The sequence below is a fragment of the Salegentibacter sp. Hel_I_6 genome (assembly GCF_000745315.1).
Classification (GTDB): Bacteria; Bacteroidota; Bacteroidia; order Flavobacteriales; family Flavobacteriaceae; genus Salegentibacter.
Genome location: NZ_JQNQ01000001.1, coordinates 823,322 through 844,374, shown reverse-complemented (window position 1 = coordinate 844,374; position 21,053 = coordinate 823,322). Strand labels below are relative to the sequence as shown.

The window sequence follows — 21,053 nt, the reverse complement described above, 5'->3', positions numbered from 1 at the left end:
TAAAGCTTACTTCAGAAATTATAAAATGCGGTTTTAGTATCTAAAATATTTGCACGAAATTTACGCAAATTAGATCTCTTTTATGCAGAATACCTCGAAACAGTATGACGCAGTGGTAGCAAACTGCCGCGGCCTGTTTATTAACAAGATGAAAGATTACGGAAGCGCCTGGAGAATTCTAAGGCTACCGTCACTTACCGACCAAATCTTTATCAAAGCCCAGCGAATACGCAAACTTCAGGAAAATGACGTTAGAAAAGTAGATGAAGACGAAAAATCTGAATTTATTGGGATCATCAATTATTCGGTAATGGCTTTAATCCAGTTGGAGAAAGGCGTTGTTGCCCAACCAGACCTTGGATTAGAGGCGGCAACAGAACTTTACGACGAAAAAATAGCTGAAACTAAGGCTTTAATGATGAATAAAAATCATGATTATGGCGAAGCCTGGCGCGATATGCGAGTGAGTTCTTTGACAGATCTTATTATTCAGAAACTATTGCGGGTTAAGCAAATTGAAGATAATAAAGGGCAAACTCTGGTAAGTGAGGGTATTGATGCGAATTACCAGGATATGATAAATTATTCCATTTTCGCAATGATTCTTATGAATGAAAACGAAGAATAGTTTTTATAATTTTTTAGACGAAAAAAAAGCATTATTTAAATAAAACAGTATGAAATTATTAGTAGGAATTTCCAGGATACTGGTTGGAGTGTTATTTATTTTTTCAGGATTTATAAAACTCAACGATCCGCTGGGATTTTCTTACAAACTCCAGGAATATTTTAGTCCTGAGGTTTTAGGTCTGGAATTTTTAGTGCCATTTTCACTCGTAATCGCGATAGTTTTAGTGGTTTTTGAACTGGTAGTTGGGATCATGCTTTTAATTGGTTACCTGCCTAAATTTACAGTTTGGGCACTACTTTTAATGATTGTTTTTTTTACGTTTCTTACGTTTTATTCGGCTTATTTTAACAAGGTAACCGATTGTGGTTGCTTTGGCGACGCTATTCCTTTAACGCCCTGGCAGTCGTTTATAAAAGATATAATTCTTTTAATTTTCATATTAATTCTCTTTTTTAATAGAAAATTGATCACCCCAATTTTAAACCCAATTTCACATCGCTGGATCATCTTTTTATCCTTTATGCTTTGTTTCTGGTTTGCTTACCACGTACTAATGCATTTGCCGGCTTTAGATTTTAGAGCTTATAAAATTGGAAATAATATTAAAGAATTGATGGAAGTTCCTGAAGATGCTCAAAAAGGAATTTATGAATATGAATGGACTTTTAATAATAATGGGGAGGAAGTTACTGTAACTACAGATGGAAGTTACCCTGACCAGGAAGGAGAATTTGTGGGAGTAGAAACCACAATGGTAGAAGAAGGTTACGTACCACCGATTCAGGATTTTGAAATTGAAAAAGATGGTGAGGTTGTAACCAATCAGATTCTGGAAGCCGAAAAGCTTTTTATGATTGTTGCTTACGATCTGGGTCATACCGAGCAGGAAGGTTTTAAAGCCATTCAGAAACTAGCAGCAGAAGCTGATAAAAAGGGCTATAAAATAGTTGGTTTAACGGCTTCAAATGATGTAGATCAGCAAAAAATAGTGAATAAATTTAAGCTCGATTTTGAATTTTATCAGGTAGATAAAAAAGTGCTACAAACTATTGTGAGATCTAATCCCGGACTTCTGGTTTTAGAAAATGGCACAATTACCCAGAAAAAGCATTGGTTTGATGCTGGGGATATAAAATTATAAATCATTCCCAACTTTTTTTAAAATATTGGTAAAAAGCCAATCTTCATCGGGCTTAGGCGTAGCTATGTTTATACTTATCGATATATTTGTAGGAGTGCGGATTTTTTCTTCCGCAGAAATGAATAAAATCAACTAAGAAATTATGAGAAAAAAGATAGTAGCCGGAAACTGGAAAATGAACAACGATCTTGCTGAAACGCAGGAATTACTTTCACATTTAAAAATGCAATTGGTAAAGGAGCCAAAGGCCGAAGTTATGGTGGCGCCGGCATTTACGAATTTGTACTCAGCTTTTCAAGGTTTAAAAGATACTCCCGTACAAGTTGTTGCACAAAACATGCACCAGGCCGAAAATGGAGCATATACAGGAGAAGTTTCGGCAAAAATGCTTAAAAGTATTGGAGTTGATACTGTAATTTTAGGTCATAGTGAACGCCGCGCACATTTTGGAGAAGACCACGAGATTTTAGCTGAAAAAGTAAACGCAGCACTTAAAAACGAAATGCGAATTATTTTCTGTTTCGGAGAAGAATTGGCCGATAGAAAAAGCGATAAGCATTTTGATATTGTAGCGAAACAACTTCAGGAAAGTTTATACCAAATTTCAGAAGCCGATTGGAAAAATGTGGTATTGGCTTACGAGCCGGTTTGGGCTATTGGAACCGGGGAAACTGCTTCGCCAGAACAAGCACAGGAAATGCACGCTTTTGTAAGAAAAAATATTTCAGAAAAATTTAATGATGAAATCGCACAAAATGTTTCTATCCTTTATGGAGGAAGTGTAAAACCTGCGAACGCTAAAGAGATCTTTGCAAAAGAAGATGTAGACGGTGGACTTATTGGTGGTGCCAGTCTTAAAGCTGTAGATTTTGTTGAAATTGTAAATGCCTTTTAAGTATGTCTTCTAATTATCTCGAATTCAAGTTTAAAATAGAACCGTTACAGCCTGCTTCAGAAATTCTGGTAGCCGAGCTTGGCTATTTGGGGTTTGAGAGTTTTGTAGAAGAAGAAGATGGTATTATAGCCTATATCCCTGCCGAAGAGTATGAAGATGATCTTCTGGTGGGGGTTCATATTTTACAATCGGAAGATTTTCAAATCACTTATTCCAGGGGGGAAATAGAACAAGTGAACTGGAATGAAGAATGGGAAAAGAATTTCAGTCCTATTCTTGTTGATGATATTTGCAGTGTGCGAGCGCCATTTCATCCTGAGCCCGATTCGGAATTTGATATTGTGATCGAGCCAAAAATGTCTTTCGGCACGGGGCATCATGAAACTACACATATGATGATTCAGCATATTCTAAAGAATGACTGGAATGACAAAGCGGTTCTGGATATGGGCTGTGGAACGGGCGTTTTAGCAATTCTTGCAAGTATGAAAGGGGCGAAGTTTGTAGATGCTATAGATATTGATAATTGGTGTTACCTAAATACGCTAGAGAATGTAGGCCGGAATGATTGTGACAATATTAATGTGGAAGAAGGTGGTGCTGAGCTATTACAGGATCGAAAATATGATTTGATCCTGGCTAACATAAACCGTAACATTTTGCTAAGGGATTTACCAATTTATGCAGAATGTCTTAAAAAGAATGGAGATATTTTCTTAAGCGGCTTTTATGAAGAGGATATTCCGGTGATAAAGAAGACCTGTTTAGAACTTGGTTTAACTTATATAGAACATTTTGAAAGAAATAACTGGGTTGCTTTAAAGTTTTCAGCCTAAGCAATTTATAGATAATTTGTATCTTTGAAGCTTTAAAATTGTAAATGAAGATGAGTACTAAAGAAGAGGTATTAGAAGAAGTAAAAACCACGACGCAGAAGGAAAATGAGATCGTGCTTTATAATGACGATTACAATACATTTGATCACGTAATAGAAACGCTAATTTACGCTTGCGAGCATACTCCTGTTCAGGCTGAACAATGTGCTATCCTTGTTCATTACAAAGGAAAATGCACCGTAAAAACTGGTTCTTTTGACGATTTGAAGCCCAGATGTTCAAAATTACTGGAAGAAGGATTAAGTGCAGAAATAGTTTAATGTAATTAAGAAAAAACTTACAATAATATTAAATATTTAAATTTTTTATTAAGACATTGTTAGTGCTAATGGTATTATAGTTAAGTTTAAGTAATAAATCAGTTCAGATCAAACTTAAACTAAAAATTATGAAATTAAAAAACTTATTATTAGCTGTTTTTACTGTAAGTCTTGTTAGCATTTCCTGCCAACAGGAAGATATAGAAAATACCACACCTGAAGCTGAGGCAGAAGCCATTTCTCAGGACAAAATTTCAAAAGCAGTTCTTTCCAAACTGGAAGCTCTTAACTTCAATACTGAAAATGTAGAGATTTCAGAATTTTTATTACCTGACGGTACGAAAAAACAAACTTTTATAGTTGAAGGCGATATCGCCATTGACGCAGAGCAACTTGAAGCGATGCAACCTGGTAATATTACAAGTAAGCAGTATAGAACCTATAATCTGGTAAGCGCTCCTAGAACTATCAATATTGTGGGTTGGACTGGTACCGGTGCTAACCAAAATCTTACTCAAAAACAACGCGATGCCTTACAAGCTGCAGTTGATAATTACAACGATTTAAATATAGGGCTTGATTTCACCTTGGAATTTAGCACTAATCAACAAGCTGCAGATATCTTGGTTTTTCAGAATCCTAACGGTGCTGCTGGTGGTGTAGCAGGTTTCCCAAGTGCAGGTAATCCTTTTGGACAGGTTCAGATCTTTTCAGGAATGGAACAATTTAGCCTTGGAACCAACACCCACGTTATGGCTCATGAGATTGGCCATACTTTAGGTCTGCGCCATACCGACTGGTTTACCAGACAAAGTTGTGGAAGACCAAGTTTCGGAGAGTTGGCAAACCCAAGCGGTGCTGTACATATTCCCGGTACACCATTTAGGTTAGATCCGGAATCCATAATGCTTTCTTGTTTCAGTGCGAACGAAGATGGTAATTTCGGTCCTAATGATGTTGTAGCCTTAGAATATTTATACTAAACACTAATAAACTGAACTGAACACGGGACCTCTATTAAGAGGTCCTTTTTTATTCAAAAAATATAGGATTTAGTTTTCAGTTTTTAAAAATAATAATATATTTGCAGCCGCTTAACCACTTAGGGAAAGCAATAATTAATGGCCTTGTGGCGCAACTGAATAGCGCACCTGATTACGGCTCAGGAGGTTCCAGGTTTGAATCCTGGCAAGGTCACTTTTAGAGAATTCAAATGATATCAAAACCCTGTAAATGCTATGATTTACAGGGTTTTATGTTTTTTAGAGCTTTTGTTAGAGAGACTTTTATTATATTTAATATCTAACAAATCGTCAACATAAAATTTATCCTGTCAACATGTTGACAGTTTGATTACCAGTAGCTTAAATTTTTTTGTGGGTTTGACTTTCGTCTTAACTGAATATTAATTTAAAGACGATACCTATGCGTACTTCTAAAACATTTTCTATCTTATTCTGGGTGTATGCTTCCAGAGTGAAAAACAATCAAACAAATCTCTATGTTCGAATTTCTCTAGATAGCCGTAGAGTAAACATTAGTTTAAAATCTAAAGTTCCATTCGATCTTTGGGATCCTTCAACACAACGTGTCGATGGTAATTCTAAACAAGCTAGGGAAGCTAATAATCTCATTTCGGAGACCAGAACTAAGATTTTTCAGAATTACCAAGACTTAAGGTTCCAGAATAAAAAAGTAACCGCAGACCTTCTTAAATCAAATTTTTTAGGCGAAGGGCCTAGAGATAAAACCTTGTTAGATATTTTAGAGTATCACAAGCAAAAGATTGAGAAAACGCTTACCAGAGGAACCATCCGTAATTTCGGTGTTACAGAGAAATATGTTCTTAAATTCTTAAACGAAGAACTTAAGACGACCACTATTTATCTGAACGAACTTAATTATAAGTTTATCAATGACTTTGCGAATTTCCTTTTTAACTACTGGCCAAAAGGCCATGTGAATGCCATGAGTCATAACACGGTAATGAAGCATTTACAGAGACTTCGTAAAATAGTAACTCTTGCTTTTCATTTGGAATGGGTTGAAAAGGACCCGTTTATACGATGGAAACCTACTTTTCAAAAAAAGGAACGAGACTTTCTAAATCTTAGTGAGTTAAAACAAATCGAGGATTTTAATTTTTATAATGACCGTTTGGATAGGGTGAGGGATTTATTTGTTTTCAGCTGTTATACTGGGATCAGTTTTACAGATATGAATGATCTAACTAAGGATAATGTCAGGAATGGTCTGGACGGCCATAAATGGCTTTTCACTTCAAGAAATAAGACTAAAGCCAAAGTTAAGATACCTTTACTGGATAAAGCTTTAGAGATACTCGAAAAGTATGAGGATCATCCAATGACAGAAATAAGCCAAAGTCTTTTGCCGGTTATAACCAATGTTAAGGTTAATCTTTATTTAAAGGAAGTTGCGGATCTTTGTGATATCAAGAAGAATTTAACCTTCCATATGGCCAGGCATACTTTTGCTACTACCGTTACGCTTTCCAATGGGGTTCCCATAGAAACTGTCTCTAAGCTTTTGGGACATACGAAAATAGCAACAACCCAAATATATGCGCGAGTCCTTGAAGATAAATTAAGTCAGGATATGTCTGAACTTAGTCGGAAGCTTAGAAATTGGAAGCCTAATATTTAATTAGAGATTAAATAAAATCTGATAGTAGGCATTTGACCAATTTTGTTCTCAAGGCTTTTTATACATCGAAAATTGGGATAATGAAAGTGGTGGTGTTCTTAAAACCCTCAGAATAGATATAATATTAAATGACTAGTTCAAGGTCAAAAGCTTAAAGCCTTATTAATTGGTTTATTAAATTTTTTATTTTCAAGGCTTTTTTTGTTTTTGGTAGTTTTTTGTTCTCCGTTTTTTTAAATCCCTTAAAATGCTATAAATCAGAATATATGAAAAAACTATTTCTCGATGATATCCGTACATTGGGAATGGTAAATGGAATCACTCTTACTGTGGATTAAATGATTAACATATCGTAATTCGCGATTCGCGAATCGCGAATTGAGAAATATTCTATTTTTGGTAATACTTAAATAGCAACACCATGAAGAAACATAGCGGAATGAGACCGCACGACATAGTGATACTTCTTAAAATTGCAGCAAAGCAGGATAGGAGCTGGTATATGAAAGATCTCTCATATGAGCTTGGTATAAGTGGAAGTGAGATTAGTGAAAGTATTAATAGATCGGTAATTGCGGGCTTAATTTTTCCGGACAAAAAACGATTAATGAAAACAGCTATTCTGGATTTTCTTCAATATGGATTATCATATGTTTATCCTCAAAAACCTGGGGCATTGGTACGAGGAGTAGCAACGGCACATTCGGCACCACCATTAAATGAAGTTATTGAAAGTCAGGAGGCTTATGTATGGCCATATGGTAAAGGTGACTTAAGAGGGCAATCAATTGAGCCATTACATCCTAACGTTCCCGAAGCTTGTTTAAAGGATAAGAAGTTTTATGAGCTAATGTCTCTTTGCGATGTACTAAGAGTCGGAAGAGCTCGTGAAAAAAACCTCGCTATTGTAGAATTGAAAAATCGTCTATGCTAAAAAATACTATAATAAATCGCAAAGCCACCAGTAAGGTTGCGGTCGCGTTAGGAGAACTGAATAAAAATGTAGTTTATGTCGGTGGTGCCATGGTAAGTCTTTATATCGATGATCCGGCAGCCGAGGATGTAAGGCCAACAAAAGATATTGATATTACTTTGGAGATTGCAAATGTTGGAGAGCTCGAAAAACTACGTGTGGCACTTGAAAATAAAGGTTTTGTACAATCTGCAGAGACGACGTTATTTGTAGATTCAGGTTAAAAGAAATTAAAGTGGACGTAATGTCTACTACCGAGGTGGGGTCGGCTCCGGCAAATCCCTGGTTTGAACCGGGATTTGAAAACTCAATAACCATAGAAGTCGAAAAGGTGCCAATCAGGATTCTTACCTTTCCTTATTTTTTAGTAACTAAGTTTGCAGCTTTTGAAGGTCGGGGAGGAAATGATCCTCGAATGAGTCATGATTTTGAAATATTGTTTACCTCCTAAACTACACTTCTAATTTTAAAAAACAAATTTCGGCTTCCGATTTTGTAAACAGATAGGGTAATTCGCCTTCCAGCATTTTCAATTTGACATTTCTCTGGATTTCAAAGAATATCATTTTAAAATAAGAAATTGTATTGATGAACTATTTTAATGTTTAAACGCATGTTTCATTAATTCCATTTCATTTCTTGGAATACCCAGATCCGCTGCTATTTGGTGCCACTGACCTACATTCTGCTGAATTTTATTGATAATAGCATTGGCTTCTTTTTCTTTTAACCGGAAATAAGGAGCGACTTCCCTTACCAAGTCTAAATCCAAAGCATTGTCATTTTCTGAAATATTAAGTTTTAAACCGGTGCCGTTCAGAGTTGGATTGATATCATAAGCCGGCGAAAGTATCCAACCGGAATCCGTTAATAGGAATCCGTGATTGCGAAGGTGATCATCCGTATTCGAAATACAAACATTAAACGCAATACGTCTCCATAACCTCCGGAGGTCATTATCAACATCAGCCCCATTCTGCATTAAAAATTCCAGCAGCTCTAAATAACTAACCCCATCTTGATAATCCGTTCCATCAGTATATCCTAATAAAGTCATTGCAGAAGCAAAGTGAATGCGGTTACCGTCATTTTTACGATCAAATCGTTGTGTTAGAAATGTATGTTGGTGGTGTGAAAATTTTTGTACTCTTGACGGTGCCATTTCAATATCGGATTGAATGGCAAGTCGATACGCTAGCATTTCCCAGGCGCCCATATCCTGGCGATCATTTTGACTTGGAAATTTAGCAATCCATAAACCGCCATCAATATCTTTAATATTGGCCTTTGGTCTTGCACCTCCTAAGGAAGACCCCGGAGCCATTAGCATATTGAGCCATTTTAGATATTCTGGGTTATCTGGAGCATCTTCTTTCTCTAGTTGTAAGCTGGCAAATTCAAGATCTCGAAGTACAGCAAAAGGTGGGGCGGCCATAGCTTCATCATCATCTAAAAAGGCACCAGCCTGTGCTATTTTAAAACGAAGTCCTCCCATTCGGTTATTGTCGTAAACTCCGAGAAGATAATCAGATTCCATTAAAGTTTTAGGTCGGCGTTCTTCTTTCCTGGCTTTAGCAGCCTCTTTACGCATCATCAGTACCCGTCCCCAACGATCAGGTGAAGAATCTAAAAAAATTCCGAAATTGGATTTTTCATCATTCAGGTACTGAGCGCCTTCGAACAATTGCAAGTCTGGATCTATGATCTGGGCATAATTAGATTGTAACCATCCTTTATCATATTCAAAGGAAAATATTTCTTTGCCTCTGGATGGCGTTGCATATAAACTTCCCATTAAGAATGGAGCTTCAATTCCATCCCAATGCGCGTATACCATTATTTCTTTTCGTTCCAGTGCCATTATTTCTTGGTGTTTTTTGGGCCACGTTCCTTTACAGTTAGATTGGCATCCTGTATTTTTCTACCCAATACATCATCTCCGGCCAAAAACAATATATCCTTCTCCAATCCTAATACTAATAAAACTTGGAGAATAATACCTAAAGAAATTGAAGGACTTCCTTTTTCTAGAGAAGAAAGTGTTGGACGGGAAATCCCTGCTCGTTCTGAAACCTGATCCATCGTCAGTTTCCTCCGTAAGCGGGCTAACTTAATATTTTCTCCTACTGCTTGTAAAAGCTTCTTATTTTTAGGTAGTAAAATAATACTGTTTCTAGACATAACATTAAATATATTTTACAAATATAGGTAAAAAAGTAAATAGTATTTAACGTTATGATTTTTGTATTTTTTAGGTTGACCAATGATTCCTAGAAAATAGAAGTTCTATAAGGCGAATACATTGTTTAACAATGTATTTTGTTTTATGTTTGTGAAATGAACGAAGAGTTTGTACATAAATGGAAATCACAAGTCAAAAAGGGGACCTTGGCATTTATTGTTTTAAATGTTCTTCGGAGCAATGAATTTTATGGCTATGAACTCATTGAACAGGTGAGGAAAAATACTACTATTGAAATTGCAGAAGGTACTCTTTATCCCTTGTTGAATAGGCTCAAGAAAGAAAACCTTGTAACCTCCAAATGGGTAGAGCAGGAATCGGGCATCCCTAGAAAGTACTATACCCTTACCCCGACAGGGGAAGAAACATTGAAACAGATGAAGATATTTTGGGACGCACTCGAAGTATCCATTAAAAAGATATCAAAATGAAAGCATTGAATTTTGAACAATCTGCATCGCAAAAGATTTACAACGACTACATTAATAGGATAAAGCGAACGACAGCTACTTTAACTAAAGAGGATCGGCATGATGTGCTCTTGGAATTCAATAGCCATATATATGAGGGTATGAAAAGGGAATCTGATGGTAGTGAAGTGGATAGGTTATTGAAATTAACCGAAAATCTGGGTTCTCCAGAGGAAGTTTTAAAACCGCTAATTGCTGAAAAAAAACTTCAGCAGGCCACCAAAACTTTTAATCCCGTACATATAGTTAAAGCATTAGCCTTAAATATCTCGAACGGATTTGTGTATATATTCTTTGCATTCCTGTATCTCATCCTTTTCGGTTTTGTGTTTGTTATAATTGCAAAAGTCATCAATCCAAATGAAGTCGGATTGTTTTTTAAAGAAGGCTCTTTTCAATTGTTGGGAATGATGGATGCTGAAAGCCGGGAACGAGCCGGGGTTAGGGAAGTGCTTGGGAACTGGTTTGTCCCCGCGATGATGATTGTTATTGTTGCGTTGTATACTATAATCACCCTATTGCTGAGGCTAAAAAGAAAAGTTTCAAAATAATTTTTTTTACCTATAAACATAGTATAGCTATGTAATATATATAACCTAATTAGAATAATAGTTATGAGAACAATGAAGTACTTATGGTTTGTTATAGCTTATATAATCTTCCAAACCACTTTTGCCCAAGAAGAAAAATTAGAGCAGGTTAAGGATAAATATGAACATTATTATGAAGAAATGAACCTACGCATGGGCATCTTATTGAAAAAGGATGTTGTTTATACAGAAGAACGTATCAACTTTTTACAAGGAAACCAAAACAAGGTTTTCAATATTGGTAGTGCCACCAAAACCTTTACAGCTGTTCTGATCCTTTAAGAGATGGAGAAAGGAAACCTGAAATTATCAGATTCCATTGGGAGTTTTTTGTCCTCTATTCCCAATATTGATGGTACCGTAACGATCAAACAATTGCTGCGGCACCAAACAGGGTTTGGTGAAATTGTGGGCGATCAAGAGTGGGATGCATACGATGATCCCGATGATCAATTGTTTAGGCAGGACCTTTTTCGAAATGTTCCAGAAAGGGATACCTCTAAAATTGACAAATTCCAATATACCAATACTAACTTCATTTTGCTGGGAGAAATATTGGAAAAAGTCAATGATGAGAGCTACTTCGAATTTCTGAAAAAGCGAATATTTGAACCTTGTTCAATGTACAACAGCTATCCTTACGTTTCCAGAACTATCCCGAATTTGGTGCATCCTACCAATGAAAAAGAGTATAAAGACGTCTACAGTGGGATCAATTATAAGTTTTTTGCAAACTACGCTTTCGCTGCAGGTTCAATTGCTTCCAGTTTAGAAGATATGGTCAGGTTTTATGAGCATCTGTATGAGAAAGAAACGCTTCTCTCAAAGGAGAACTTTGCTTTGATGATCGATTTCAAAAATGGTAGTTACGGTCTTGGAATAGAGAAATTGGTAGTGAATGGAAAAACATTTATAGGTCACGGGGGCAACAATCAGGGGTATGCCTATAGGAACTATTACAATCCTGAAAATGGCGATATGGTGCTTTACTATAACAATAGGTTCAGGACGATACTAAAAAATGTATTGTTGGCAGATTTAATGGACTTGCTAAATGGCAGGGCAATTACAGATTTCAGAAAGGATATAGCAAAAGAGTTTTCTGGTTTTGTAGGGGAATATAATTTAGAAGGTCCAAACCTGAAATTTTCGATTAAGCGAGAGAATGATATTCTTTACCTAACTGCCGAAGGTTTTAAAGCTCCCCTGGTGAGTTATACCACCGGGATCCTTTTTGATGGTACTTCAGGCATAGAATTCACTAAAGATGCTGCTAATGAGGGCCAATTAATTTTCAAACAAGCCGGTCAGGAACTTGTAGCAACAAAAATCAATTAGATCAATACGATGAAAAGAGTACTATTTTTTACCCTTGCATGTCTACTTGCTTTATCCAAACCTCTAAACGCACAATCAGTTCCTCCTGAAGCCTTTCAAGATTTCATTCAGGAATTTATGGAGAAGAAAAATATTCCTGGTTTGTTTATAACTGTGGTTTCTGCAGATTCTATTCTTTGGCAAAAAGGAATGGGGCATTCAGACCTTTTGCACGAAGTTCCTGTCGATCCTGAAACCTTGTTCAGGATTGGTTCGGTTTCAAAAACCTTTACTGCAATTGCCATCATGAAATTAGTAAGGGAGGGGAAATTACACTTAGATAGCGAACTAAAAGAAATTGCGCCTGAAATTCCTTTTGAGAATAAATGGGAGGAAGATTACCCCGTTAAAGTAAAACATCTGCTGGAGCACAAAGCAGGATTTGACGATATGCATTTTTCTACTTTTGCAACAGGACTTACACCCGGAATGACCGCAAGAGAGGAAGTAAGTGTTTACGAAAAATCATTAAAAAGTAGGTGGAAGCCGGGCCTTGTCCATTCCTATTCTAACCCGGGATATATTATTCTGGGGTATCTTATTGAAAAAATCACAGGTCAGCCGTATCAAAAATATATTCGGAATCATGTGCTGTTTCCTTTGAATATGACCTGGACTCAATTTATTAGTGAAAATATGAGGAATCTTCCATCCTCACAATTTTCAAAGGGATACGAAGGGAAGCAAAAATTAGCAAAAAGTAATAATTTAACCGGCGAAGCTGTTGGAGGATTGTTGAGTAATGCAGAAGATATGTCCCGGTTTTTACAGTACCTGTTGAACGAAGAATTGCAAAATAGTATTCCGCTGATTGGAAAAAGGGGAGTGGAAGAAATGGAAGAACTCCACGGCTGGTTTGAAAACGCCAATAATATTGAAAAAGGGTATAGCTTGGGGCTGTATACACGAAATTTTGGGGAAAACGAACTTAAATTCCTGGGACATAATGGCTTCATAAATGGTTTTGCAACCGATTTTATCTATAGCAGGGATTTGAACCTGGGGATAGCAATTAGTAATAACAGGGGTGCTGGAAACGGTCCACTTTTGGATATTTTAGTGGATCATTTCGCCGGGAAAGATTCCCTTGGAAATGTGTGCACCTCTAATGCACAGGAGATTCCTAGTAAATTTGAAGCTTGGGAAGGGGAGTACCGCATCTTAAATTCCCGGAATGAAATTTTTAGCTTGTTCAATTATCCTTTTCATATTTTAAAACTAAAAAAAGAAGGAGATTCAATTGCTATTGAAAGATTGGGAAGTGAAGAAAGTTATTCCTGGTGTTCCGGAAATGCTTTTATTGAGAATGGAGAAGTTGTGCCGTCCCTTTTTCTTACTGATAATGATGGCGAAAAGTCTCTTTATTACTATGAGGATGTGCTGGTTCCAGTCAGTAGTACATGGATTTTAACTTTGAGGACTTTATTGATTTTAGGTTTACTTGCAGGTTTAACGATAACTATATTATTTCTAATTCGACTGATTAGCTTTGCATTTACGAGAAATCGGAAGGACAGGCTTTACAGATCAATTATCCTGGCATTGCCATATTGGTTGATCTTTTCTTCTTTGATTATTTTCCTACTGAATTCTTCGCTCGACAGCCTGAAGAAGCTGGGCAGTATAAGCTTCCTTTCAATATTTATTTTTATCACTTCCTTACTGGCGCCCTTTTTGTTTTTTGCAGCAGTATATTTTGTACAAAAGCAATGGAATAGCTTTAGCACGACAGGAAAATTTTTAAATGGATGGTATATAATGGGATCTGCCATAATTATTGCTTATTGTACTTTTCAAGGGTGGTTTGCAATAATGCTATGGAATTACTAAAGTATTGGAACCAAAATAATTTCTGGTATTACTATAAGCTAGATGGGGGTTCAATTAATGAAGCCCTATTGCATTATTGATTAATATAGTACTATAACATTTAAGATATGAAATTGAAGTTTTTAAGAAAGAAACTTGTTGTTTTTTACCTTCTAATTGAAGCAAGATTACCTACAAACATAAATATCAGCGTTTGGAAATTCTTGAGAAGCTTTCAGGTAATTTTCAACGAATGGCACAAGGTTCTGATATAACCATAATTCGTTTCTGGAATTGAAATGCTCAAATAAATCCTAGCATCCTATTTAAATTTTTTTATAATAAAAAAATAAAATTTCACCATAAATTATTTATAAATTACCTTTGCAAAGTGAAATACCTGTTTCCCATACTCGCCCTTTTTATAGTGCTTCGGCCTTTTTCGCCTTATGCGGAGTATGTTTTAAACTATGAGTATATTTCAGAAGTGTTGTGTATCAATAAAGATAAGCCAAAGTTGGAGTGTAACGGTAAATGCTACTTGATGCAATCTCTGGCAGAAGCTTCCGATGAAACCGGTGATCCTACCGAAATCCCTTCTAAAAAATTAGATTTTCAACTATTATATTTTACTGAAAATCGTGCTTCATCAAAGGTACTCGACTTTGAGTTCAAAAGTCGACTTCATATCAATACTAATTCTATTGAATCCTACAAATTCCTGATTGCAGGACAAGTCTTCCGTCCACCCATTAGCTAGTGCATCTTACATTTTACTTTAATCCGCTTGGGTAATGGCGGATTACCTATTTTATTATAAACATTAAAGGATAATTATGAAACTGGTGAAAAAACACTGGTTCATACTGCTATTTTTTGGTGCAGTTTTATGGTCGTGTGACAATACTTCTGATGCCCAGAAAGCGTATGAACAAAACTTTAACGAGGTACTTCGAGTTCACGATGAGGTGATGCCAAAAATGGGCGAACTGAATGCCCTTTCTATGGATTTGAAAAAGAAAATTGATGCTGATTCTACCAGTACTAAAAAGTATGCTAAAGCGAATCAAGACCTTGAAAATGCGTACGATTTTATGATGGAATGGATGCACGGTTTTACCGATGAATACGTTAGAAACCAGCCCGCATTGGAAGAGCTTTCTGAAGAAGAAATTCTTACCAAAAACCAGGGGCTAGAAAAAGAGTTAGAAGAAGTAAGAAAAATGAAGAATGCGGTAAATTCGAGTATGGAGCATGCCCGCGATTTGCTTAGCGAATAATACACTTAGCCTGAAAACGCCCGCCCTTTATATAATTATGTTTATTATGTGCTTTAAACCGGTCTTTCCGGTTTTGGAGTACATGGTGAATTATGATTATATCGCCCGGGTACTTTGCGAAAACAAAAACAAGCCTGAACTTAATTGTAACGGGCAGTGCTACCTAATGAAAAGTCTTGCCGATGAGGCCGAAAAACAACTTCCCGGCGAACAGAGGGCCAAACCCGGTTTCGAAATACAACTGGTATTTTTTAGCGATCCGGGAACCTATCAAATAGGTCAGTCCATAATCGCTTCGAGAAAGCAGGAAATTCGAGAGTTACCAAATACCTATTCTTATTTATTTAAAATTCAGTTGCTAAGACCGCCCATTTGCTAAGCTAAAAATGATTGGTTTTTAAATCCGTAATGCTGTGGAAAATGCCACAGTATAGGATGCACTATGAATATATTTAAATAAATTAACGATGAAAAATAATTTTAGATTACTGTTTCTTTTAAGCCTTTTTATAGTTTCCTCTTGTGAAAGCGATGATGAGGAAGTAACGCTTTCCGGGGAAAACAATATTACCCTGGAATTTGATAATAGCATTTCGGGGGATGATCTTTTGCTCGGCAGCACAACTTATTCGAACGGGAATAATGAAACCTTGAGCATATACCGTTTCAACTACATTGTGAGCAATTTTGTACTTATCGATGAAAATGGGGAAGAATTTACCTATCCCAAAGACGAAAGTTATTTTGTGATAAGTGAAGAAAATAACCTAACTGAAGTGGTCCTGGAAAATATTCCGGCAGGAAATTATACAGCCATACGCTTTGGGGTAGGGGTTGACCAGGAAAAATACCAACAAGGAGCCGAAGGCCAGGGTGATTTCCTGGAAATAGCCGAGCAAAACGAAATGATGTGGTCCTGGCAGGCCGGTTATAAATTCCTGAATTTCGAAGGAACTTTTACATCAGAAAGCCATACCGAAGCAACCGAATTTAAAATCCATATGGGCAGCCACGGGAGCAGCCTGGATAATTATAAGGAAGTTGAGGTGAATTTCCCATCAGATGCGGTGGTTAGCGCCACTTTAAGTCCGCTGGTTCATTTTGAAGTGGATGCCGGTACCATACTGGACGGTAGCCATAAAATCCATTTATCTGAGGCCCCGGTAGTGATGATCGATGAGGTAAAATCTCCACAAATAGCAGAAAATGCGCTGGAAATGTTTAGCGTTCACCATATCCACAATGGAGAAGGTGGTCACCATTAAGCCAAGAATTTCCCCGAACTCATCTTCGGGGAAATTTTACTTTCTAAAAAAGCGCTTATTACCGGTAATTTGTGGCCTATTGCTGTTCAGCTGCTCAAAAGAAGAGGCGGAATATATCCCGATAGATGAAAATTTAGAAGTGAATATTCCTTCTAATTTTCCGGCTATGACCTACGATTTGGAAGCCAATCCGCCTACAAAAAACGGGTTTCAGTTGGGGAAGAAACTATTCTATGAAGGGGGTTTATCTGGAAATGGATTTATTTCCTGTGGCTTTTGCCACGAGCAACGTTTTGCCTTTACCCATCACGGGCATCAGTTTAGCCACGGTATAGACGATCTGGAAGGAATAAGAAATGCACCGGCCATCCAAAATATGGCTTTTCAGAAGGAATTTGCATGGGACGGCGCTACTTCGCATTTAGATTTATTTCCCATTATTCCCATAACTAATGAAGTGGAAATGGGGGAAACGATGACAAATGTAATTGCTAAACTTAGAAACGATTCGGAGTACCGGCAGCTGTTTGCCGCGGCTTTTACGAATGAAGCGGTAAATAATGAAAATATGCTTAAAGCCTTATCTCAATTTATGGTGATGATGATTTCAGCCGATAGCAAATACGATAAGCATGTGCGTGGCGAAAACGGTGGTGATTTTACCGATAAGGAAAAGTATGGATTAGAAGTTTTTCAGCAAAAATGCGCCAGTTGCCATACTTCTGATTTATTTACCGATGATGCCTTTAGGAATAACGGATTGCCGCCTTACCCAGGGATTAATGATGTGGGGAGGGAAGAAGTAAGTGGCAGTAAAAGCGACCGCTATAAATTTAAAGTGCCAAGCCTTAGGAATGTTGCGGTTACCGCTCCTTATATGCACGATGGCCGCTTTGGAAGCCTGGAATCGGTACTTGATTTTTATGACAGTGGCGTGCATGATTCAGAAACCCTGGATCCAATTTTAAAACAAAATAACAGGTTGGGGATTAATCTCAGCGAAGAAGAAAAAGAAGCTTTGCTGGCTTTTATGAACACCCTTACCGATGAAACTTATTTAAATGATGAACGATTTGCTGAATATTAAAACCGTATTTATAATAAGTCTTTTGTGGATATTTCCGCTAAAGGGCAGTGCTAAAGTAAAAGACAGTCTTTCTGTTTTTGAAACTTTGAACTATTGGGAAGAATGTGATATTTGCGGCTGTAGTGGGAATGGCGGGAGTATGGGGTATGGTACCCTGTTGAACAATAATTTTGTGGGACTGCGCTACATCAATCAACATTACCGGTCCTTAGATGGGATTTATAACAATTCCCCCTGGATCGATGAACATTTTAATACCCTGCAAGCTTGGTCCCAAATAAAGGTTTCAGAAAAAATAACGCTAAATGCCATCCTTCCCTACCATTTTCATAATAGGCAATTTGAAGATGGGGAAACCCAAAATATTTCAGGGCTGGGCGATATCAATATCCTGGCTTTTTATAAACTTATTAGCCCAAAGATGGATGGATGGTTGCCCGAGCAGGAAGTTTTGTTCAAACATAGTTTGTCACTTGGAGGTGGTTTAAAGGCTCCTACAGGGGAATACAACAGGGCTAATAACGAAGGCAGTGTAAATCCCGGTTTCCAGGTAGGTACCGGTAGCTGGGATTATATTTTTGCTACAGATTATTTGGTAACTTATAAAACCTGGGGTGCCGGGGCGCTGCTTAATTATACCATTAAAACCGAAAATGCTGATGCTTATGAATTTGGAAATCAGTTAAATTACGGGATTAATATTTACAAAAATATTACCACAAATTCGATTTGGGGGTTAACCCCTGCTGTTGGAATTTCTGGGGAAGTTTTTGGGGAAAACAAAAATTACGGGCAAGGGGTAAGAGATACTAAAGGTGATATTGTTTTTGGGAGGTTAGGCCTGGAAACGAGTTATAATAGGTTTTCTATGGGCGTAAACCTTATGCTGCCCATTGTCCAAAATTTGAATTCGGGGAATGTGGAAGCCATTCAACGATTAGGGATTCATCTCAATTATACACTTTATTAAAATTCGGGTATTTATCTGTAATCTTAAATAATGAGCGTACCTTAGAAATAATATCCTTCAGTATTTTGATATTGAAGGATATTACTATTATTATTGAAAAATTCATAATTGGTTTGAATTTATTATACATAAAGCAGTAATTAGCCTATCTCCCTATAACGGCTCTCCATAATTTTTATCCTTACTAGTATGCAAGTTGTCCCTCCATCGGGACAGTGAATTAGACTTTAGCTCTTTTTTTATCTCATTAGCCTTTAGCATCCAATTTCGGGCACAGGCCTGCCAGTTTGTGATCGGATTTTTACCATTTAATTTCCAGCCTATGGATTCATAAAAATTATAGAAATTTTTAGCCTCCAGGACGCTTCTTTTTTCTTCTCTGAAAAACTCAATAACCTCTTGTTCATTTTTTGGACAAGTATTTATAAAAGAGTTTATTATATGTTTACTCTTATGTTTATTAAAAGATACCAATTTTTGGACAGGTACCTGTTCAGAAACTGGATAAGTCCTGTCCATTTTTTGATCAGGTTGTGTATCAAATCTGGACATCTCCACGAGCGATCCCATATGTGGACTAGTGGAGGGATGGTATTTAAGATATCCCCAGTTTGTTAGGTCCCGAAGTAATTTGTGGTAGGTCGTTCTGGAACGTATTTTGGCCAGTGCCATCACCTGTTTACTGTTAAGCATAATCGTCTTTGGAAAACGTTTTTGGTTCCACAATTCAAAAAATGCTAGGTATAAACTGCGGTGAGAAGACGAGATATTGTCATCATCAGCGAATTTACGCAATACCCCATTTAAGTGGCTAATGTAATTGACTTGGCTCATGTCCGTAAGTTTTCAGTTTTGTATATCGCTTTTGCTTCTTCATATCTTTGGGAAAATTCAATTCCAGGTGTTGCATTAAAAAAAAGAATAATTGACAGCATAACAGTTAATTTTAATAACCGATAGAACTTGATTTAATACCGGTTTCGATGACTTTTTTTAATTGTTTATAGATGAAACCAACTTTATTAGTCGGCAGGTTTAATACGGGCAACTGCAAGCCCGCTTGTCGGATCATTTTAAAAGCGATCTTTTTCTCATTGATCCCCAGGTTTTTTAAGCCTAAAAAATATTGTTTTAGATCTTTACTCAGCATCTTTTTAGCAGCATAACTTTCCACATAATTCCGGTTGTACTGGAACATCTTGTCAAAAGCTTTTTCAGAATTCTGAAAAAAGCGATCCCGCTCAAAACCCCGCTTGACCATTTTACCATGCATCTCCACTTCAGAAGCTTTGTATTTACTACCGGGAGAAAGACTGTATTTGTTTGAGGCATCTTTTCGGCTTACGATAATATGGACATGACTTTGCAGTCCTTCCTTTTTCATTCCCGGTTCTATCACCTTGCCTTGGATTTTATAAGGCGCATCCCGGACTAGCTTTTGAATTTTATTTTCAAGTTTCCTGGTGCGCCCTGAAATCTCCCCACGTTCTACCTTCCGAAGTTCATTTTTAAGGTGCGCTATTTGCTTGCTATAGGGTTTATTTTCTTTTACTGCTATATCGTTACTTTTATAAGTTCGCTCGTATTCAATTTTAGCGTAATATTTCAGGTCATCAACACCCACAGGCCTGCCACCTATTTCCCGATTGAAAGACGCGGCATACTCCTTCATCGCGTCACGGACAAAGGCCTTTAGCTTTTCAGGATTGTTACGAATGTGTTTTAATTCGTACTGGCTGGGACTCATAGTAATCGAGTAATATTTGGGCTCTTTGGTTTTTAATTTCGCAGTATTCCCATCAATTCCTTTAATCACTTCGTAGGGTTTTATATTATCATCATACTGATTAAAGAAATATTCCTTTTCCATCGGGCTTTTTCCTTCGTTTTCTTTTTCCAGATAGTTCACAAAATCCCCTGCACTTTTGGAAAAAGCGGCACCGGTTTTCTGAGGAGAGATGCTGATATACATTAGATTTTTTGTTTGATGGCTATTTTATAATGTTCAAATTCTGACCGAGGGATATTGAGTTTTAGATAATCTGATCCAAAAGCATTACTCTTTATTTCTACATTTTGAATGAGGTACTCCAGATCTCTTTTGGTAGTTTTTAATAACTCCTCAAGCCTGGAAATTTCCAATTCCAATTGTGCCAGGCTTTTTTTATCAGTAGCAACAATGTTTTCTTTTTTGGCCACTTGAAGTTTTGGAACCGATCGCCCTTCCATTAGTAACTCCAGCATTAACAAGCTCGGTTTGGTCTGGGTCTTCTCAATATTTTTAAGGATGGCGATCACGGCATCGATCCTTTTTTTAATCAGTTGTTCCAGGCTCACTTTTGAGGGCACTAAAGTTTCAAAAGGAGAGAGGTTATTTTGCTCAAAAAAGTCCAGGACTAGGTCTAAAGTTTCAGACTGGTTGCTACTGTTTTTCTTAGAAAACTCCCGGAACCGCTTTGCCGTATTTGCTTTTAATTGTAGTCTTGATTTCGCCATAATGGAT

General features: G+C 37.0%; 26 protein-coding genes and 1 tRNA gene. 22 read left to right on the top strand and 5 right to left on the bottom strand.

Going from position 1 to position 21,053, the window contains the following annotated elements:
• The first annotated feature begins 82 nt into the window (after window positions 1-82).
• The 11 genes from FG27_RS03860 (at window position 83) to FG27_RS18610 (ending at window position 7,911) form a co-directional block, all read left to right on the top strand.
• Entirely contained in the window at window positions 83-628 is a 546-nt protein-coding gene (locus tag FG27_RS03860; RefSeq protein ID WP_037315749.1) for a DUF1599 domain-containing protein, read from the top strand.
• Window positions 629-677: 49 nt separating this feature from the next.
• Window positions 678-1,772 carry a BT_3928 family protein gene (locus tag FG27_RS03855; RefSeq protein ID WP_037315746.1) on the top strand — a complete coding sequence of 365 codons (1,095 nt, stop codon included), beginning with the start codon at window positions 678-680 and terminating at the stop codon, window positions 1,770-1,772.
• A gap of 142 nt (window positions 1,773-1,914) precedes the next feature.
• Window positions 1,915-2,667 (top strand): triose-phosphate isomerase, encoded by a 753-nt coding sequence (tpiA, locus tag FG27_RS03850; protein ID WP_037315743.1) that lies wholly within the window; start codon window positions 1,915-1,917, stop codon window positions 2,665-2,667.
• A gap of 2 nt (window positions 2,668-2,669) precedes the next feature.
• A complete protein-coding gene (gene prmA, locus FG27_RS03845; protein WP_037315741.1) occupies window positions 2,670-3,503 on the top strand; it encodes a 50S ribosomal protein L11 methyltransferase in 834 nt (277 codons plus the stop codon).
• 50 nt (window positions 3,504-3,553) lie between these two features.
• On the top strand, window positions 3,554-3,823 hold the full coding sequence (locus tag FG27_RS03840; protein ID WP_037315738.1) for an ATP-dependent Clp protease adaptor ClpS: 270 nt from the start codon (window positions 3,554-3,556) through the stop codon (window positions 3,821-3,823).
• A gap of 128 nt (window positions 3,824-3,951) precedes the next feature.
• Window positions 3,952-4,806, top strand: coding sequence for a M57 family metalloprotease (locus FG27_RS03835; protein WP_051935752.1), 855 nt, complete (start codon window positions 3,952-3,954; stop codon window positions 4,804-4,806).
• A gap of 140 nt (window positions 4,807-4,946) precedes the next feature.
• Window positions 4,947-5,020, top strand: a tRNA-Arg gene (locus FG27_RS03830).
• 228 nt (window positions 5,021-5,248) lie between these two features.
• Entirely contained in the window at window positions 5,249-6,487 is a 1,239-nt protein-coding gene (locus FG27_RS03825; protein ID WP_037315732.1) for a site-specific integrase, read from the top strand.
• Window positions 6,488-6,908: 421 nt separating this feature from the next.
• Complete coding sequence (locus FG27_RS03820; protein WP_037315730.1) at window positions 6,909-7,421, top strand: hypothetical protein; 513 nt, start codon at window positions 6,909-6,911, stop codon at window positions 7,419-7,421.
• Window positions 7,415-7,684, top strand: a complete 270-nt coding sequence (locus tag FG27_RS18615; RefSeq protein ID WP_051935751.1) for a hypothetical protein — start codon at window positions 7,415-7,417, stop codon at window positions 7,682-7,684. The genes FG27_RS03820 and FG27_RS18615 overlap by 7 nt, the downstream gene beginning before the upstream one ends.
• A 20-nt stretch (window positions 7,685-7,704) precedes the next feature.
• The gene (locus FG27_RS18610; RefSeq protein ID WP_051935750.1) at window positions 7,705-7,911 is read left to right on the top strand and encodes a hypothetical protein; all 207 of its coding nucleotides are present in this window, start codon (window positions 7,705-7,707) and stop codon (window positions 7,909-7,911) included.
• A gap of 147 nt (window positions 7,912-8,058) precedes the next feature.
• Here the strand turns inward: FG27_RS18610 and FG27_RS03810 are convergent, their stop codons facing one another.
• Window positions 8,059-9,321, bottom strand: a complete 1,263-nt coding sequence (locus FG27_RS03810; protein WP_037315727.1) for a type II toxin-antitoxin system HipA family toxin — start codon at window positions 9,319-9,321, stop codon at window positions 8,059-8,061.
• Window positions 9,321-9,641 (bottom strand): helix-turn-helix domain-containing protein, encoded by a 321-nt coding sequence (locus tag FG27_RS03805; protein ID WP_037315724.1) that lies wholly within the window; start codon window positions 9,639-9,641, stop codon window positions 9,321-9,323. Before FG27_RS03805 ends, FG27_RS03810 begins: the two co-directional genes overlap by 1 nt.
• A 156-nt stretch (window positions 9,642-9,797) precedes the next feature.
• On the opposite strand from FG27_RS03805, the gene FG27_RS03800 reads away from it, so the two are divergent.
• From FG27_RS03800 to FG27_RS03750, 11 genes are all read left to right on the top strand, one after another.
• Window positions 9,798-10,133 (top strand): PadR family transcriptional regulator, encoded by a 336-nt coding sequence (locus tag FG27_RS03800; RefSeq protein ID WP_037315721.1) that lies wholly within the window; start codon window positions 9,798-9,800, stop codon window positions 10,131-10,133.
• Window positions 10,130-10,723 (top strand): HAAS domain-containing protein, encoded by a 594-nt coding sequence (locus FG27_RS03795; protein ID WP_051935749.1) that lies wholly within the window; start codon window positions 10,130-10,132, stop codon window positions 10,721-10,723. Before FG27_RS03800 ends, FG27_RS03795 begins: the two co-directional genes overlap by 4 nt.
• Window positions 10,724-10,786: 63 nt before the next feature.
• The gene (locus FG27_RS03790; protein ID WP_156101200.1) at window positions 10,787-11,044 is read left to right on the top strand and encodes a hypothetical protein; all 258 of its coding nucleotides are present in this window, start codon (window positions 10,787-10,789) and stop codon (window positions 11,042-11,044) included.
• Between the two features lie 3 nt (window positions 11,045-11,047).
• Window positions 11,048-12,100, top strand: a complete 1,053-nt coding sequence (locus tag FG27_RS03785) for a serine hydrolase (protein WP_037315712.1) — start codon at window positions 11,048-11,050, stop codon at window positions 12,098-12,100.
• 9 nt (window positions 12,101-12,109) lie between these two features.
• Window positions 12,110-13,969 carry a serine hydrolase gene (locus FG27_RS03780; protein ID WP_037315710.1) on the top strand — a complete coding sequence of 620 codons (1,860 nt, stop codon included), beginning with the start codon at window positions 12,110-12,112 and terminating at the stop codon, window positions 13,967-13,969.
• A gap of 370 nt (window positions 13,970-14,339) precedes the next feature.
• Window positions 14,340-14,708 carry a hypothetical protein gene (locus FG27_RS03775; protein WP_037315707.1) on the top strand — a complete coding sequence of 123 codons (369 nt, stop codon included), beginning with the start codon at window positions 14,340-14,342 and terminating at the stop codon, window positions 14,706-14,708.
• A 76-nt stretch (window positions 14,709-14,784) separates the two neighbouring features.
• Window positions 14,785-15,228 carry a hypothetical protein gene (locus FG27_RS03770; protein ID WP_051935748.1) on the top strand — a complete coding sequence of 148 codons (444 nt, stop codon included), beginning with the start codon at window positions 14,785-14,787 and terminating at the stop codon, window positions 15,226-15,228.
• Window positions 15,229-15,274: 46 nt separating this feature from the next.
• A complete protein-coding gene (locus FG27_RS18605; RefSeq protein WP_156101199.1) occupies window positions 15,275-15,607 on the top strand; it encodes a hypothetical protein in 333 nt (110 codons plus the stop codon).
• Between the two features lie 88 nt (window positions 15,608-15,695).
• Entirely contained in the window at window positions 15,696-16,493 is a 798-nt protein-coding gene (locus FG27_RS03760; RefSeq protein ID WP_037315704.1) for an MbnP family protein, read from the top strand.
• Window positions 16,435-17,580: a cytochrome-c peroxidase gene (locus tag FG27_RS03755; protein ID WP_231563252.1), complete on the top strand. Its 1,146-nt coding sequence runs from the start codon at window positions 16,435-16,437 to the stop codon at window positions 17,578-17,580. Before FG27_RS03760 ends, FG27_RS03755 begins: the two co-directional genes overlap by 59 nt.
• A complete protein-coding gene (locus FG27_RS03750) occupies window positions 17,555-18,550 on the top strand; it encodes a transporter (RefSeq protein ID WP_231563250.1) in 996 nt (331 codons plus the stop codon). The genes FG27_RS03755 and FG27_RS03750 overlap by 26 nt, the downstream gene beginning before the upstream one ends.
• 153 nt (window positions 18,551-18,703) lie before the next feature.
• On the opposite strand, the gene FG27_RS03745 is transcribed toward FG27_RS03750, so the two are convergent.
• From FG27_RS03745 to FG27_RS19205, 3 genes are all read right to left on the bottom strand, one after another.
• Window positions 18,704-19,384, bottom strand: a complete 681-nt coding sequence (locus FG27_RS03745; protein ID WP_037315698.1) for a hypothetical protein — start codon at window positions 19,382-19,384, stop codon at window positions 18,704-18,706.
• A gap of 112 nt (window positions 19,385-19,496) precedes the next feature.
• The gene (mobB, locus tag FG27_RS03740; RefSeq protein ID WP_037315694.1) at window positions 19,497-20,522 is read right to left on the bottom strand and encodes a MobB family relaxase; all 1,026 of its coding nucleotides are present in this window, start codon (window positions 20,520-20,522) and stop codon (window positions 19,497-19,499) included.
• Complete coding sequence (locus FG27_RS19205) at window positions 20,522-21,046, bottom strand: BfmA/BtgA family mobilization protein (protein ID WP_051935745.1); 525 nt, start codon at window positions 21,044-21,046, stop codon at window positions 20,522-20,524. The genes mobB and FG27_RS19205 overlap by 1 nt, the downstream gene beginning before the upstream one ends.
• Between the last annotated feature and the right edge of the window lie 7 nt (window positions 21,047-21,053).

Coding starts and splice junctions, on each gene's coding strand:
- FG27_RS03745 (WP_037315698.1), bottom strand. CDS start 19,384: ATGAGCCAAGTCAATTACATTAGCCACTTAAATGGGGTATTGCGTAAA.
- FG27_RS03790 (WP_156101200.1), top strand. CDS start 10,787: ATGAGAACAATGAAGTACTTATGGTTTGTTATAGCTTATATAATCTTC.
- FG27_RS03795 (WP_051935749.1), top strand. CDS start 10,130: ATGAAAGCATTGAATTTTGAACAATCTGCATCGCAAAAGATTTACAAC.
- FG27_RS03810 (WP_037315727.1), bottom strand. CDS start 9,321: ATGGCACTGGAACGAAAAGAAATAATGGTATACGCGCATTGGGATGGA.
- FG27_RS03840 (WP_037315738.1), top strand. CDS start 3,554: ATGAGTACTAAAGAAGAGGTATTAGAAGAAGTAAAAACCACGACGCAG.
- mobB (WP_037315694.1), bottom strand. CDS start 20,522: ATGTATATCAGCATCTCTCCTCAGAAAACCGGTGCCGCTTTTTCCAAA.
- FG27_RS03780 (WP_037315710.1), top strand. CDS start 12,110: ATGAAAAGAGTACTATTTTTTACCCTTGCATGTCTACTTGCTTTATCC.
- FG27_RS18605 (WP_156101199.1), top strand. CDS start 15,275: ATGTGCTTTAAACCGGTCTTTCCGGTTTTGGAGTACATGGTGAATTAT.
- FG27_RS03805 (WP_037315724.1), bottom strand. CDS start 9,641: ATGTCTAGAAACAGTATTATTTTACTACCTAAAAATAAGAAGCTTTTA.
- prmA (WP_037315741.1), top strand. CDS start 2,670: ATGTCTTCTAATTATCTCGAATTCAAGTTTAAAATAGAACCGTTACAG.
- FG27_RS03755 (WP_231563252.1), top strand. CDS start 16,435: ATGCGCTGGAAATGTTTAGCGTTCACCATATCCACAATGGAGAAGGTG.
- FG27_RS03800 (WP_037315721.1), top strand. CDS start 9,798: ATGAACGAAGAGTTTGTACATAAATGGAAATCACAAGTCAAAAAGGGG.
- FG27_RS03760 (WP_037315704.1), top strand. CDS start 15,696: ATGAAAAATAATTTTAGATTACTGTTTCTTTTAAGCCTTTTTATAGTT.
- FG27_RS18610 (WP_051935750.1), top strand. CDS start 7,705: ATGTCTACTACCGAGGTGGGGTCGGCTCCGGCAAATCCCTGGTTTGAA.
- FG27_RS03750 (WP_231563250.1), top strand. CDS start 17,555: ATGATGAACGATTTGCTGAATATTAAAACCGTATTTATAATAAGTCTT.
- FG27_RS03820 (WP_037315730.1), top strand. CDS start 6,909: ATGAAGAAACATAGCGGAATGAGACCGCACGACATAGTGATACTTCTT.
- FG27_RS18615 (WP_051935751.1), top strand. CDS start 7,415: ATGCTAAAAAATACTATAATAAATCGCAAAGCCACCAGTAAGGTTGCG.
- FG27_RS19205 (WP_051935745.1), bottom strand. CDS start 21,046: ATGGCGAAATCAAGACTACAATTAAAAGCAAATACGGCAAAGCGGTTC.
- FG27_RS03855 (WP_037315746.1), top strand. CDS start 678: ATGAAATTATTAGTAGGAATTTCCAGGATACTGGTTGGAGTGTTATTT.
- tpiA (WP_037315743.1), top strand. CDS start 1,915: ATGAGAAAAAAGATAGTAGCCGGAAACTGGAAAATGAACAACGATCTT.
- FG27_RS03860 (WP_037315749.1), top strand. CDS start 83: ATGCAGAATACCTCGAAACAGTATGACGCAGTGGTAGCAAACTGCCGC.
- FG27_RS03770 (WP_051935748.1), top strand. CDS start 14,785: ATGAAACTGGTGAAAAAACACTGGTTCATACTGCTATTTTTTGGTGCA.
- FG27_RS03825 (WP_037315732.1), top strand. CDS start 5,249: ATGCGTACTTCTAAAACATTTTCTATCTTATTCTGGGTGTATGCTTCC.
- FG27_RS03785 (WP_037315712.1), top strand. CDS start 11,048: ATGGAGAAAGGAAACCTGAAATTATCAGATTCCATTGGGAGTTTTTTG.
- FG27_RS03835 (WP_051935752.1), top strand. CDS start 3,952: ATGAAATTAAAAAACTTATTATTAGCTGTTTTTACTGTAAGTCTTGTT.